The organism is Micromonospora sp. NPDC047620 (assembly GCF_043205005.1).
Classification (GTDB): domain Bacteria; phylum Actinomycetota; class Actinomycetes; order Mycobacteriales; family Micromonosporaceae; genus Micromonospora.
On the sequence record NZ_JBIDDG010000002.1, the window covers coordinates 62554 to 75923 of the forward strand.

The 13370-nt window shown below is 73.8% G+C and carries 14 protein-coding genes; 8 read left to right on the plus strand and 6 right to left on the minus strand.

The genetic code is table 11. The features are described from left to right. Positions 1-56: 56 nt before the first annotated feature. A complete protein-coding gene (locus ACGF5C_RS02600) occupies positions 57-2216 on the minus strand; it encodes an ATP-dependent DNA helicase UvrD2 (RefSeq protein WP_393296054.1) in 2160 nt (719 codons plus the stop codon). A gap of 92 nt (positions 2217-2308) precedes the next feature. On the opposite strand from ACGF5C_RS02600, the gene ACGF5C_RS02605 reads away from it, so the two are divergent. Next, positions 2309-2551 (plus strand): mycoredoxin, encoded by a 243-nt coding sequence (locus ACGF5C_RS02605; RefSeq protein WP_393296056.1) that lies wholly within the window; start codon positions 2309-2311, stop codon positions 2549-2551. Between the two features lie 104 nt (positions 2552-2655). Here the strand turns inward: ACGF5C_RS02605 and ACGF5C_RS02610 are convergent, their stop codons facing one another. Then, the gene (locus tag ACGF5C_RS02610) at positions 2656-3969 is read right to left on the minus strand and encodes an MFS transporter (RefSeq protein WP_393296058.1); all 1314 of its coding nucleotides are present in this window, start codon (positions 3967-3969) and stop codon (positions 2656-2658) included. 225 nt (positions 3970-4194) lie between these two features. Between ACGF5C_RS02610 and ACGF5C_RS02615 the strand changes: the two genes are divergently transcribed. The 3 genes from ACGF5C_RS02615 to ACGF5C_RS02625 all read left to right on the plus strand — a co-directional run bounded on the left by ACGF5C_RS02615 (position 4195) and on the right by ACGF5C_RS02625 (position 5978). Continuing rightward, the gene (locus ACGF5C_RS02615) at positions 4195-5175 is read left to right on the plus strand and encodes a helix-turn-helix domain-containing protein (RefSeq protein WP_393296060.1); all 981 of its coding nucleotides are present in this window, start codon (positions 4195-4197) and stop codon (positions 5173-5175) included. A gap of 72 nt (positions 5176-5247) precedes the next feature. After that, positions 5248-5484, plus strand: a complete 237-nt coding sequence (locus ACGF5C_RS02620) for a DUF397 domain-containing protein (protein WP_350703842.1) — start codon at positions 5248-5250, stop codon at positions 5482-5484. A 218-nt stretch (positions 5485-5702) separates the two neighbouring features. Then, positions 5703-5978: a hypothetical protein gene (locus ACGF5C_RS02625; RefSeq protein ID WP_393296062.1), complete on the plus strand. Its 276-nt coding sequence runs from the start codon at positions 5703-5705 to the stop codon at positions 5976-5978. A 165-nt stretch (positions 5979-6143) separates the two neighbouring features. Here ACGF5C_RS02625 and nudC read toward each other — a convergent pair whose 3' ends face one another. The 3 genes from nudC to ACGF5C_RS02640 are packed head-to-tail and all read right to left on the minus strand — an operon-like array spanning position 6144 to position 9788. After that, positions 6144-7082, minus strand: coding sequence for an NAD(+) diphosphatase (gene nudC, locus ACGF5C_RS02630; protein WP_393296064.1), 939 nt, complete (start codon positions 7080-7082; stop codon positions 6144-6146). Further along, positions 7079-8422, minus strand: a complete 1344-nt coding sequence (locus ACGF5C_RS02635) for a M16 family metallopeptidase (RefSeq protein ID WP_393296066.1) — start codon at positions 8420-8422, stop codon at positions 7079-7081. The genes nudC and ACGF5C_RS02635 overlap by 4 nt, the downstream gene beginning before the upstream one ends. A gap of 55 nt (positions 8423-8477) precedes the next feature. Continuing rightward, a complete protein-coding gene (locus ACGF5C_RS02640; RefSeq protein ID WP_350703848.1) occupies positions 8478-9788 on the minus strand; it encodes a pitrilysin family protein in 1311 nt (436 codons plus the stop codon). A 264-nt stretch (positions 9789-10052) separates the two neighbouring features. On the opposite strand from ACGF5C_RS02640, the gene ACGF5C_RS02645 reads away from it, so the two are divergent. The 4 genes from ACGF5C_RS02645 to ACGF5C_RS02660 are packed head-to-tail and all read left to right on the plus strand — an operon-like array spanning position 10053 to position 12894. Continuing rightward, entirely contained in the window at positions 10053-11114 is a 1062-nt protein-coding gene (locus ACGF5C_RS02645; protein ID WP_393296068.1) for an ABC transporter substrate-binding protein, read from the plus strand. After that, positions 11111-11890: an ABC transporter ATP-binding protein gene (locus tag ACGF5C_RS02650; RefSeq protein ID WP_393296070.1), complete on the plus strand. Its 780-nt coding sequence runs from the start codon at positions 11111-11113 to the stop codon at positions 11888-11890. The genes ACGF5C_RS02645 and ACGF5C_RS02650 overlap by 4 nt, the downstream gene beginning before the upstream one ends. Continuing rightward, positions 11880-12764, plus strand: coding sequence for an ABC transporter permease (locus ACGF5C_RS02655; protein WP_393261316.1), 885 nt, complete (start codon positions 11880-11882; stop codon positions 12762-12764). Before ACGF5C_RS02650 ends, ACGF5C_RS02655 begins: the two co-directional genes overlap by 11 nt. Position 12765: 1 nt before the next feature. Beyond that, positions 12766-12894 (plus strand): hypothetical protein, encoded by a 129-nt coding sequence (locus ACGF5C_RS02660; RefSeq protein ID WP_393296072.1) that lies wholly within the window; start codon positions 12766-12768, stop codon positions 12892-12894. Positions 12895-13042: 148 nt separating this feature from the next. On the opposite strand, the gene ACGF5C_RS02665 is transcribed toward ACGF5C_RS02660, so the two are convergent. After that, positions 13043-13231 (minus strand): hypothetical protein, encoded by a 189-nt coding sequence (locus ACGF5C_RS02665; RefSeq protein ID WP_393296074.1) that lies wholly within the window; start codon positions 13229-13231, stop codon positions 13043-13045. Positions 13232-13370: the final 139 nt, after the last annotated feature.

A 13370-nucleotide genomic window follows, 5' to 3' on the forward strand; every position in this document is an offset into this window, starting at 1 on the left:
CGCTCGCGAGGTGTGCCATGAGGCTATTCCTCGCCCGGGGGCGAGGGCAAACGAATTTACGACGAGATTTCGAAAGTTTTCTCCGGGCAGACGTCGTCGACCGCCGCGCCCGCCACCAGCGCCAGCACCGCCTCCCCGTAGAGGCCGAGCTTGCGTGGTCCGATGCCGGCGATCGCGATCAATTCCTCCGCCCGGGCGGGACGCCGCTCGGCCAGCGCGACCAGCGTGGCGTCGGTGAAGACCACATAGGCCGGAACCCGCTGCCCGCCGGCCACCCGCCGGCGCCACTCGCGCAGCCGTTCGTGCAGCTCGTCGTCGATGTCGGAGGGGCAGGTGGGGCAGCGGCCGAGCTTGCGGTCCGGCCCGGCGAGCAGGGTGGCGCCGCAGATCCGGCAGGACACGATCTGGCTCCGTCGCCGCTCCGGCCGCCGCCCCGGGCCGGCGCCGGCCCGCTCCGTGCCGCCCGAGCGGTCCAGCTGCGGCAGGAACCGCGACGGCCGCCGGGCCCGCCCGCCCGGCGAGCGGGCCGAGGCGTACGACAGCCACAGCCACTCCCGCGCCCGGGTGATGCCGACGTAGAGCAGCCGGCGCTCCTCCTCGACCTGCTCGACGGTCTTGGCGTACGTGGTGGGCAGGGTGCCCTCGGAGAGGCCGACCAGGAAGACCGCGTCCCACTCCAGCCCCTTCGCCGAGTGCAGCGAGGCCAGGGTCACCCCGTCGACGGTCGGCACGTGCTGGGCGGCGGCCCGCCGGGCCAGCTCGTCGTTGAAGTCGGCCAGGGTGACCGGGCGCTCGACGGAGGCGGCCGGCCCGATCGGCAGCACCTCCGGGGTGGCCGCGTACTCCTCGGCGAGCTGGACCAGCGCGGCGAGCGCCTCCCACCGCTCGCGGGCGGCGCCGCCGGCCGGGGCGGCGTCGGGGGCCCAGCCGACCGCCGCGAGCGCCTCGACCACGGCGGCCGGCAGCGGGGTCTCCCCCGGGATCGCTCGGGTGGCGGCCCGCAGCGCGACCATCGCCTGCCGGACCTCGGCCCGCTCGAAGAACCGCTCCGCCCCCTGCACCACGTACGGCACCCGCGCCTCGGTCAGCGCCTTCTCGTACGCCTCGGACTGCGCGTTGGTCCGGAACAGCACGGCGATCTCCTTGGCCGGGGTGCCGGCGTCGACCAGCGCGCGGCAGCGGGCGGCGACCGCGTTGGCCTCGGCCGGCTCGTCGGTGAAGATCCGCAGTTCCGGTTCGGGGCCGGGCGGGCGCTGGCCGACCAGTTCCAGCCGCAGCCGCGCCTCGGCGCCCCGCGCCTGCGAGATCACCGCGTTGGCCAGCCCGACGACCTGCGGGGTGGAACGGTAGTCGCGGACCAGCCGGACCACCGTCGCCCCGCGGTACCGGCGCGGGAAGTCGACCAGGTAGGACGACGTGGCCCCGGTGAACGAGTAGATCGTCTGGCTGGCGTCGCCGACCACGGTCAGGTCGTCCCGGCCGCCCAGCCACGCCTCCAGCAGCCGCTGCTGGAGCGGGTTGACGTCCTGGTACTCGTCGACCACGAAGTGCCGGTACTGGGCGCGGACCTGCTCGGCGACGTCTCGATGCTCCTCGATCCCCCAGACCGCGGCACGCAGCATGTCCTCGAAGTCGATCACGCCGTTGGACCGCTTGAGGCGCTCGTACGCGGCGAAGACGTCGGCGACCTTCGCCGGCTCGTGCGGGGTGTCCCGCAGCGCCTTGGCCGCCGCGACGACGTACTCCGCCGGCTCCACCAGCGACGACTTGGCCCACTCGATCTCACCGGCCAGGTCCCGGGCCGCCGCCCGGTCGGCGCGCAGGCCGGCCTTGGTCGCGGCGAGGGTGACCAGCCGGACCTTGCTGTCCAGCAGTTCGGGCATGGCCCGCCCCTCCAGCAGCCGGGGCGCGAAGTAGCGCACCTGGCGCAGCGCCGCCGCGTGGAAGGTCCGCGCCTGCACCCCCGGCACGCCGAGCACGGCGAGCCGGCTCCGCATCTCGGCGGCGGCCCGGGCGGTGAAGGTCACCGCCAGCACGTGCCGGGCCGAGATCTCCCCGGACAACGCCCGGTGGGCGATCCGGGAGGTGACGGCCCGGGTCTTGCCGGTGCCGGCGCCGGCCAGGATGCAGACGGGGCCGGCGGGGGCGGTCACCGCCGACCGCTGCTCCGGATCCAGACCGGCGAGCACGCGTTCGGACGCTGAGTGAACCACCACAGCGAGGAATTGTCTCAGCTCCGCCGGGCGTTGCAGCGGTTAGCCTGGGCTTGATCGGCAAGCCGCCGGGCGGACCGTTGGAGGATCTGACCATGCTGACGCTGTATTCCACCCCCTGGTGCGGCTACTGCCACCGGCTGAAGTCGCAGCTCGACCGGGAGGGCATCGGGTACGAGGTGGTCGACATCGAGCAGGACCCGAAGGCCGCGGAGTTCGTGATGAGCGTGAACGGCGGCAACCAGACCGTCCCGACGCTGCGCTTCGCCGACGGCAACGCCCTGACCAACCCCTCGATCACGCAGGTCAAGCAGCACCTGGCCGGCCTGCCCGCCTGACCTGACGCAGCACCCGCCGACGAGCGGCCGGCCCGGACGGGCCGGCCGCTCGTCGCGTACGGCGGCCCGGGCGGACGGGTGCGGGGCCGACCCGCCGGGAGCCGTCACCGCCCCCGACGCGGGCGGCTCGTGCCGACGACCTCCTGCCCTGCGGGGACGAGCCGGTCGGCCGGGGCGAGCCCGTCGGCGGGGCCGGGCCGGGCGGCCGGGCGTCGCGGGGCGGGGATCCGGGCCACCGGCGGGGGGCTGAGGGTGCGGCCGTGCCAGAGGTAGCCGCCGGCGAGCAGGGTGGCCAGGCCGATCAGGGCGAAGAGCAGGCGGTAGTCGAGCGCCCCGACGAGCAGCGCCCCGGCGCCGATGGAGAACGCCTGCGGGCCGCTCACCACGGCCTCCGAGGCCGCGGCGACCCGGCCGAGCAGCCCGGGCGGGGTACGTCGCTGGATGAGCGTGTGCAGGCCGACCATGGTCAGCGGCAACGACACCCCGGCCAGCAGCACCGCGACGAAGCCGAGCCAGAGGTTCGGGTACGTCAGCGCCAGCGACGCCGGCCCGAAGAACGCCACCCCGGCGGCGAGCGTGCCCACCTCGCCCGCCCGGCGCACCACCGCCGGGGAGAGCAGCCCGCCGACCAGCCCGCCGATCCCCTGCACGGTGACCAGCACGCCGACGAACGCGGCGTCCCGGCCGAGCCCCCGGTCGACGTACGCGAAGATCAGCGACTCGCTGAAACCCATCGCCAGCGAGCCCAGCCCGTAGCCGAACAGCGCCCGGCGCAGCGCCGGCTCCCGGGCCAGGTGCCGCAGCCCGGCGCCCACCTCCGCGAGCCAGCGCGACCCGGACCCGGCGGGCGGTGACTCCGTCGTCCGCAGCGCCCCGACCACGGCTGCCGCGGACAGGAACCCGACCATCCCGATCGCGGCCAGCATCCACCCGCCGACGGCGGCGTAGAGGCCGGCGCCGGCCAGCGGGCCGATCAGCCGCAGCCCCTGGCGTACGGTCTGGAGCACGCCGTTGGCCTCGGCCAGCAGGTCCAGCGGCACGAGCTGCCGGATCAGGCCGCTGAGCGCGGCGCTGAGCGTGATGTACGACAGGCCGTACAGGGCCGCCACCGCGTAGATGATCCACACGTCGGCGCGGTCGCGGACGGCGAACAGCGGGGTGAGCAGCACCGCCGTCACCAGGTTCGCCGCCACGAAGAACGGGCGGCGCGGGTAGCGGTCGACGAACCACCCGACCAGCGGGGCCAGTGTCATCGGCGCGATGACCGCGAAGATGGTGGCTCCGGCCAGCCCGTCCGACCCGGTCAGGTCCTTCACCCAGATGGCGAGGGCGAGCAGCAGGATCGACTCGGCGGCCATGCTGGCGAGCAGGCCACCGAAGAGCAGACGGAAATCCGGGCGGCGCAGGACGGTGCGCATGGGTCCCTCCGGCGGGGTGGTGCGCGCCTCGGCGCGATCGGGAGTCGCGCGGTCGGGTCGGGACGGCGTCGTACCGGCCGCCACGCCCTTCCACGGTCCTCTTTTCTGCGAGACACGCCCCCGCCGGGACCTCCGGCGGGGGTTGCGCCGTCCATACTGACCGTGGGGGGCTAATTTCACACAGTTACCGACGCGTCTGCGGCGGTCCACGGAAAAGAGGACGTCGTGCCTCCTGCCTCACCCAGCCCGATCCTGCGCCGTCGCAGGTTGGGCACCGAACTGCGCCGGTTGCGCGAGGCCAGCGGTCTCACCGGGGACCAGGTCATCGAGCGGATCGGCTGGGCCTCCGCGTCCAAGTTGTCCCGCCTGGAGAACGGCCGCAGCCGTCCGGATCCCGACGACGTCAGCGTCCTGCTCGACCTCTACGGCACCGAGCGAGCGCTGCGCGAGGAGCTCCTCGGCATCACCCAGGAGGCCGGCGACATACGCGGTTGGCTGAAGAACTACCCGGTGATGACCCAGCAGCAGCGCAGCTTCGCCGAGCTGGAGGCGGGCTGCGCGGAGATCTCCGAGTACAACCCGGTCCTGGTCCCGGGCCTGCTCCAGACGCCGGGCTACGCGTCGGTGCGGATCGCCTCGGCCCGCCAGGTCGACGAGGAGGCGGGCGACCCGGAGGGCGGGGAGGACATCGACACCGAGGTGCGGGCCCGGCTGGCCCGCCAGTCGCTGCTGACCCGCACGCCCGACGCGCCCCGCTACACGGCGGTGCTGGAGGAGGCGGCGCTCGGCGTCCGGACCGCGCCGCGCGAGGTGCTGCGCGAGCAGTTGGGGCAGCTCTGCGAGCTGGCGATGCTGCCGAACATCACGCTGCACGTGCTGCCCCGCGACACCCAGATCGGCAACTGGTACCTCCCGCCGACGGCGTTCTCCGTCTACCGGTTCGTGGACCCCCTCGATCCGGAGACGCTGGCCATCGAAGGGGGGTTCACTGACGTCATGTCGACCGAGGTAAACGCGCTAAATCGCTATAAAGTGGTGTTCGAGTGGTTATGCACGGCGGCGCTCTCCGCATCGGACACCCTCTCCTGGCTGCTCGAGGCGACGGGACGGCTGCCCGGCACGGCGACCGCGTCCACGGTGGCGTACGGGTCGGCAACGGCGCCGACCCAACGCCGCCGGCACTCAGGGCGCCTGACGGAACGGTGATCACGGGGGACCACCGTCGGGTCGTGCGACGCCACTCGTTCCATCGGTGCAGTTCACCTCAGGAGTGAGACCATGAACCAGATCCGCAACACGCCGTCCGTCCGCGCGCGGCTCGCCGACGCCCCGTGGCGCAAGAGCACGCGCAGCCAGACCTCGAACTGCGTCGAGGTCGCGCCACTGGGGACAGGGCCGGCCGCGGTGGCCCTGCGGGACAGCAAGGACCAGGGCGGCCCGGTGCTGCTGTTCAACCGGGCGGGCTGGCTGGGCTTCATCGCCGGCGCCAAGAACGGACAGTTCGATCTGAACTGATCCGTCTACCGTCGCGGGGCCGCCGGCACGGGCGCCGGCGGCCCCGCCGCGTCTCCGGCCGGCGTCCGCGTTGACCAGGCATCCGCTGATCGGACGAGGCTCCGCACCGATCGTCGGGTTTCACTTGCTGAGATGTGTGCGCGGCGTAGCATGGCGACAGAGTGTGACGTGGAACTTCCACCCGTTCCCCCACCGTCGCGGTTCATCCGGAGACCCACATGCGTTTCCTGATCGTTCGCACCGACATCCGCGCCGCCGCCGACGTGGACATCGCCGCCACCTGGGCGTGCGGTGGCCGCCTGCGGGACGAGACCACCACGCCCGAACCGCGCCGACAGATCGTGCACGCCGAGGACCGGGACGCCGCGCTGCTGCTGGCCCGGGCCCTGTCCACGGTGGGCGCGGTCCGCTCCGGGAAACAGCGGGTCAAGGTGCTCCCGCTCGACGAGCCGGCCCTCGGCTGGCGCGCCGCACGTGGCGACCGGGGCAGCTGACCCGGCCCGAGACGTCCGTCGTGGCCGACCGGCTCCCCCGCCGCTTTCCTTGCCCAGCCGACCACGACGGGCCGTGTTCCCGGCCCGTGACCGTCGCGGCAACGGCGGCCACGGGTCGGGACCACACGTCCACGCGGTCACCGGCCCGGCCTCGCAGGTGCCGGTTCAGCAGTGACCGTCGAGCCAGCGGTGGATCAGGAACAGTGCGATGGACGACCGCGGCGGCAGGACCAGCCGGGCGTCGCCCACCTCCACCGGTCGCCCCGCCAGGGCCGCCCCGATCTCGGCGCGGGTGAACCACCGGGCGTACGCGATCTCCGCCGGGTCGAGCCGCACCGGGTGCTCCGGGTCGGCCGTGGCGAGGAAGCCCAGCATCAGCGAGCCGGGGAACGGCCACGCCTGGCTGCCCGCGTACGCGATGTCCTCGACCGGGACGCCGACCTCCTCGCGGACCTCGCGCAGCACGGCGGCCTCGGCCGACTCCCCCGGCTCGACGTAGCCCGCGAGGCAGGAGAAGCGGCGCTCGCCGGGGGTCTGCGGCCAGGTGGCGTTGTTGCCGAGCAGGCAGCGCCCGCCCGTTCCCGGCACGCCGTCGTGCACCAGCACGATCATCGCCGGGTCGGTACGCGGCCAGATCCGCTCCCCGGCCCGGTCGACGCGGGACCAGCCGGCCTCGTCCACCTCCGTCGGATGCCCGGTGGCCGACGAGAAACGGTGCCGCAGGTGCCAGTTGACCAGCGCCAGCGCGGTGGTGAACAGCCCGGCGTCCCGGTCGACCAGCAGGTGACCGACCTCGCGCAGGTGCGCCGGCCGGGCCCCGGGCACCGCCGGCAGCGGGGCGTCCACGGCGAAGACCGGCACGCCGTCGGGCTCGACGCCGAGGAACATCGGGGACGCCGCCGGCGGCAGGTCGGCCGAGTCCAGCAGCACCAACGCCGGCGGCGACGTGTCGGTGCGCACGAGCGCCCGGCCCTCGTCACCGGAGTCGAGCACCAGCACCCGCGCCCTGGCCCACGCCTGCGCCAGCCACCCCGGGTCCGTGCGCCGGTGCGCCGCCCGGTCCAGGGTGGAGCGGGCCAGTGGCGGCGTGGGCTCCCCGCTCACGGCCGCGCCGGCTCGGTGACGACCGGGGTGAGCGCGGCGAGCTGCGGTGCGATCCGCTCGGCGTCGCCGAGCACCACGGTCACCGCACGGGCCGGGGCGAGGTAGCGGGCCGCCGCCTCGGCCACGTCGGCCACGGTGGCCTTCGCCAGCCGGGCGGCGTGCTCGGCCAGGAACTCCAGCCGCAGCCCGTTGCCGGCGTACGCACTGGTCAGCGAGGCCAACCCGGCCTGGGTGGACATGCCGAGCTGGAGGGTGCCGAGCGCGTACTGGCGGGCCTGTTCCAGCTCGTCCTCCCGGGGCGGGAGGCTGGCCAGCCGGCCCAGCTCGTACGTCGTCTCCAGCAGCGCCGGCCCGGTGACCTCGGTGGCCACCTCGGCGGCGGCGACCAGCACCGACCCGGCCACCGAGTGCTCGACGAGCGAGTGGGGGCCGTAGGTGTAGCCCTTGTCCTCGCGGATGTTCTCCACCCAGCGGGAGGAGAAGTAGCCGCCGAAGACCAGGTTGGCCAGTTGCAGCGCGGCGTGGTCGGGATGGGTGCGGGGCACCGCCGGCAGCGCGATGCGCAGCGAGGACTGCACCGACCCCGGCCGGTCGACCAGCAGCAGCGGCCCGGGCTCCAGCGGCGGGGCGGGCGGCAGGTCGGCGGTGTGCCCGGCGCCGTTCCACCCCGACAGGGCCTTCTCGGCGGCGTCCAGCGCCCGCTCCGGCTGCACGTCGCCGACCAGCACCAGCACCGCGTCGGCGGGGTGCACCCGCTGGGCGTGCAGAGTGCGCAGCACCCCCGGCCGGACCGCGCGGACCGCCTCCGGGTCCGGGGTCTGCACCGCGTACGGGTGCCTGCCGTAGACCCGCTTGAGCAGGGCGGTGCGGGCCAGGTGCGAGGGCTGGCTCTGCGCGACCTGGATCCGGTCGACCAGCCGGTCCCGCTCGGTCGCCACGTCCTCGTTCGGGTAGGTCGCGCCGGTGAGCACGTCAGCGAGGATCTCCAGCATCCGGTCCAGCCCGGTGACCAGGCCGGCGCCGGAGAGCATCAGCCGGTCCGGGTCGATCCCGGCGGACAGCCCGCCGCCGACCTTCTGCAGCTCGGCGGCGATCTGCACGCTGGACATGCCCTCGGTGCCTGAGAGCAGGGTCTGGGCGAGCATCGCGCCCCGGGCGAGGTGGCTGCGGCCGAAGGGCATCCAGAGCCGCAGCTCGACCAGGGGCACCGCCGGCCGGCGTACGGCGATCACGGTCAGCCCGTTGCCCAGCGTGCGCTCGGCCTGCTTCGGCAGCTTGAGCCTGCGGTTCGGGCCGAGCTGCGGCAGCTCCCGCGGCCCGGCCTGCGCGGTTCCCGTCATCGGCCCTCCTCCGTTCGCGACTGCGGGGCTCGCAAACCCGGCTCACTCCTCACGCTCATCGGGCGCCTCCGGCGATGACCTCGATGGACGCGCGGCGCTCGGGCCGCAGGGTGGCCGCGGCGGCCCGGACCTGCTCGTCGGTGACCTCGCCCACGAGCCGGGGCAGGTCGTTGAGCAGCCCCGGCTCGCCGCGCTGCTGCTCCAGCACGGCCATCCGCAGCGCCCGGCCGAGCACCGCGTCGGTGTCGCGCAGCAGGTGGGTCGCCATCCGGGCCTGGGTGCGGGCCAGCTCGCCCTCCGTCAGACCGTCGGTGGCCAGCCGGTCCAGCTCCTCGTCGATGGTGCGCAGCACCTTGTCCACGTCCCCGCCGGGCGGCAGGTGCGCCTGGAGCAGCAGCGCCGTCGGGTCCCGCACGTCGAACGGGTCGCCCATGAAGCCGAGGTAGCCGCCGAGGCTGGTCACCGCCCGGTCCCGCTGCACCAGCCGCTCCACCAGCCGGGAGGCGTCGCCGTCGGTGAGCACCTCGGCCAGCACGACGTACGGCAGATAGCCGGCGAAGTCGGTGACCGGGTCGGGCACCCGCCAGGCGCCGGCCACCGCCGGCAGCGGGGCCAGCCTGTCGGTGTACGAGGTGCGCCGCTCCGCGGTCAGGTCGGGCTCGGCGAAGTCGGGCCGCTCCGGCGCGGGCCGGGCCGGCACGTCGCCGAAGTGCCGCTCGACCAGCGCGGTCGCCTCGGCGACGTCGATGTCGCCGCTGACGGCCAGCACCGCGTTGCCGCTGGCGTAGTAGCGGCGGAAGAAGTCGGCGGCGTCGGCGACGGTGGCCGACTCCAGGTCGACGAAGGAGCCGTAGCCGTCGTGCGCGTTCGGGAAGGTGTCGAACATGACCGGCGGCAGGGTCAGCCAGGGGAAGCCCCCGTACGGCCGGTTGAGCACGTTGACCCGGATCTCCTCCTTGACCACGTCGACCTGGTTGCGCAGGTTCTCCTCGGTCAGCCGCGGGCCGCGCATCCGGTCGGCCTCCAGGAACAGCGCCCGCTCCAGGGCGTTGCTCGGCAGCGTCTCGAAGTAGTCGGTGTAGTCGAGGTGGGTCGAGCCGTTGAAGGTGCCGCCCGCCCCCTGCACGTGCCGGAAGTGGGCCAGCTTCTCCAGGTTCTCCGAGCCCTGGAACATCAGGTGCTCGAAGAGGTGGGCAAAGCCGGTGCGCCCCTCCGGTTCCGAGCGGATGCCGACGTCGTAGACCACCGCCACCCCGATCACCGGGGCGCTGCGGTCGGGGGTCAGGACCACCCGCAGGCCGTTGTCGAGGGTGAACCGCTCGACCGGGTACTTCGTCGCTGGAATTCTCGATCTCCGCGCCGCCACGGGATCGACCCTAGCGCGTCGGCACCCGCGCCATTGCCGACCTTCGGCCAGCCGCCGCGGGCCGGCGTACCGACCGGCGCGCCCGCCGGTCCCCGAGGCCGGCGGCGATACCGGGGCCGGAGGCCGCAAAACCCATTCAACAGGCAGAGATTGCCGCCTTTGCTGAGACACCGGTCCCGCCATGTGGTTGACCCTTGACGCCAGCTCGCCACCTGACCCACTCTTCCTACCAACTAAGTAGGAATACTGCGGATTGGACGGACGATGAGACGGCTCCCCTTGCGTCGGTTGGTCTCCCTGGCCACCCTCGCTGTCGTCGGCACGGCGACCCTGGGCACCGCCGCCTGCGGCGACGACAACGAGAGCGCGGGTGGCGGCTCCGGCGCGGTGACCCTGCGGCTCGGCTACTTCCCCAACATCACCCACGCGCCGGCGGTGGTCGGCGTGGAGAAGGGCATCTTCGCCGAGAAGCTCGGCACCGGCGTCACGCTGGAGACGAAGACCTTCAACGCCGGCCCCGCCGCGATCGAGGCGATCTTCTCCGGCGCGCTCGACGCCACGTACATCGGCCCGAACCCCACCGTGAACGCCTTCTCGAAGTCCAAGGGCGAAGCGGTCCGGGTCGTCTCCGGCGCGGCCTCCGGCGGCGTCGCGCTCGTGGTGAAGCCCGGGATCACGTCGGTCGAGCAGCTGCGGGGCAAGAAGATCGCCACCCCGCAGCTGGGCAACACGCAGGACGTGGCGATCCGCCACTGGCTCAAGGAGAAGGGCCTCACCACGACCAAGGAGGGCGGCGGCGACGTCAGGATCATCCCGCAGGAGAACGCCCAGACGGTGGAGACGTTCGGCAGTGGGGCGATCGACGGCGCCTGGGTGCCCGAGCCGTTCGTCTCCCGGCTGGTCAACGCCGGCGGCAAGGTGCTCGTCGACGAGCGCGACCTCTGGCCGGACGGCAAGTTCGTGATCACCAACCTGATCGTCAGCACCAAGTTCCTCAAGGCCCACCCGGAGGTGGTGAAGAAGCTGGTCGAGGGGCAGGTGGCGGCGAACGAGTTCGTCAACGGCAAGCCCGACGAGGCGCAGCAGGCCATCTCCGACCACATCGGCAAGATCAGCGGCAAGCCGCTGGACCTCAAGCTCATCAAGCAGGCCTGGCCGACGCTGGAGTTCACCAACGACCCCATCGCCTCCTCGCTGAAGACCGGGCTCGACCACGCCGTCGCGGTCGGGCTGACCCAGCCGGTCAGCCTCGACGGGCTCTACGACCTGACGTACCTCAACGAGGTGCTCAAGGGCCAGGGCAAGGCCGAGGTCGTCCAACCATGACGTCGACCACGACGGCGCCCCGCAGTGCGACCGGCCCGGTCGCGCTGCACGGCGTCACCAAGGTGTACGGGCGCGGGGCGAACGCCGTCCTCGCCCTGGACGGGGTCTCCCTCGACGTCGCGCCCGGTGAGTTCGTCTGCCTGGTCGGGGCCTCCGGCTGCGGCAAGAGCACGCTGCTCAACCTCGTGGCCGGCCTGGACCGGCCCAGCGGCGGGCGGATCGCCCTCGGCGCGGGGGTCGAGCCGGGGCTGATGTTCCAGGAGCCGGCCCTCTTCCCCTGGCTGACCGTCGAGGGCAACGTCGAGGTGCCGCTCAGGCTGCGCGGGCTGCCCCGGGCCGCGCGCCGGGAACGGGTCGCCGAACTGCTGGGCACGGTGCACCTGGCCGACTTCGGCCGCAAGCGCCCCCACGAGCTCTCCGGCGGCATGCGCCAGCGGGTGGCGCTGGCCCGCACCCTCGCCCTGGCCACGCCGGTGCTGCTGATGGACGAGCCGTTCGGCGCGCTGGACGCGATGACCCGCGACATCCTGCACGACGAGCTGGAACGGATCTGGACCGAGCGGCGGCTCACCGTGCTCTTCGTGACGCACAACGTCCGGGAGGCGGCCCGGCTCGCCGACCGGATCATCCTGCTCTCCAGCCGACCCGGCCGGATCATCTGGTCCACCCCGGTCGACGTGCCCCGGCCGCGACGCATCGACTCCCCCGAGGTCGCCGCGGTCGCCGCCGAGGTCACCGACCGCCTGCGTACGGAGGTGGGCCGCCATGGCCGGTGACACCCTCGCCGCCGTCCCGCGTACCGACGCGGAGATCTCGGGGCTGGACGCCCTGGAGCTGGCCGGCCGGGAGCAGAGCCGCCCGCGGGCCGCCCGGCTCTGGGCGGCGACCTGGCCGAAGCTGGCCGCGCTCAGCATCGCCGTCGGCGCGTGGCAGGTCGTGGTCTGGACCGGTTGGAAGCCCGAGTACGCGTTGCCCGGCCCGGCCGCCGTCGGGCAGGAGCTGCTCCGGCAGGTCAGCGGCGTCCAGCTCTGGGACGGTCTCGCCACCACGCTGCGCCGGGCGGCGGTCGGCTACCTCTTCTCGGTCGCCGTGGGCCTGCTGGTCGGCCTCGCGGTGGCCCGGTCGCGGATCCTGCGGGCGGCGATCGGCTCGATGATCACGGCACTGCAGACCATGCCCTCGATCGCCTGGTTCCCGCTGGCGATCCTGCTCTTCGAGCTGAGCGAGAAGGCGATCTTCTTCGTGGTGGTGCTCGGCGCCGCGCCGTCCATCGCCAACGGCGTGATCGCCGGCGTGGACTACGTGCCGCCGCTGCTGCTGCGCGCCGGCCGCAACCTCGGCGCCCGGGGGCTGAACCTGTACCGGTACGTCATCGCGCCCGCCGCGCTGCCGGCCATCGTGGCCGGCCTCAAGCAGGGCTGGGCGTTCTCCTGGCGCAGCCTGATGGCCGGCGAGCTGATCGTGGTCGGCATCTCGCAGACCTCGCTGGGCGCTCAGCTGACCTACTCCCGGGAGCTGTCGGACTCGCCCTGGCTGATCTCCACCATGATCGTGATCCTGGTCCTGGGCCTGGTGGTCGACGCTGCGTTCGGGGCGGCCGACAAGGCGATCCGGCGCCGCTGGGGCGTACTGGACCAGGCCGGTCAGTGACGTGTACGTCTCCGCGCGCAGCGACTACGCGCTCCAGGCCATGCTCGCCGTCGCCGTCGCCGACCCGGTCGGCGGCGGCGGGCTGGTCAAGGCCGCGGCCCTGGCCGGCCGCCAGGAACCCGGCGGTTGACACGCGGCAGGCCCCCACCCGCTGACCGCCGGCTCCCGGCGGCGGCCCGCCGCAGCGCTCGGACGGTGGTGGCTCAGCGGGCGACGGCGGCGGCCCAGAGCGCCGGCAATGGCCCAGGGCGGCGGCGGCCCACGGCGATGGCGGTGAATCAGCCGGCGATGGTGGTCGGCCCCCCGGTCGGGCTGTGCAGCTCGACCGGAGCGGCCGGCGCGGCCCCGTCCGGGATGGCGTGCCACGGCGTGAAGACCGCGACCATGGCGAGCAGCAGCCCGGCGAGCGCGACCGCGAGCACCAGCAGCAGTTCACGCACCGCGCCCGTGCCGACGTCGCCCGCCATGATCACCCTCCCGCGCCGGGCGGTCCCGCCCGGGTCGTTCCCCCCGGCCCCCAGCTTCCACCACCACCGGCCACCGGAACAGTCGCCGATCGGACGTAACGTCCGCTGATTCCCGACTCAGCCGGCGCCGGTCCGGAAC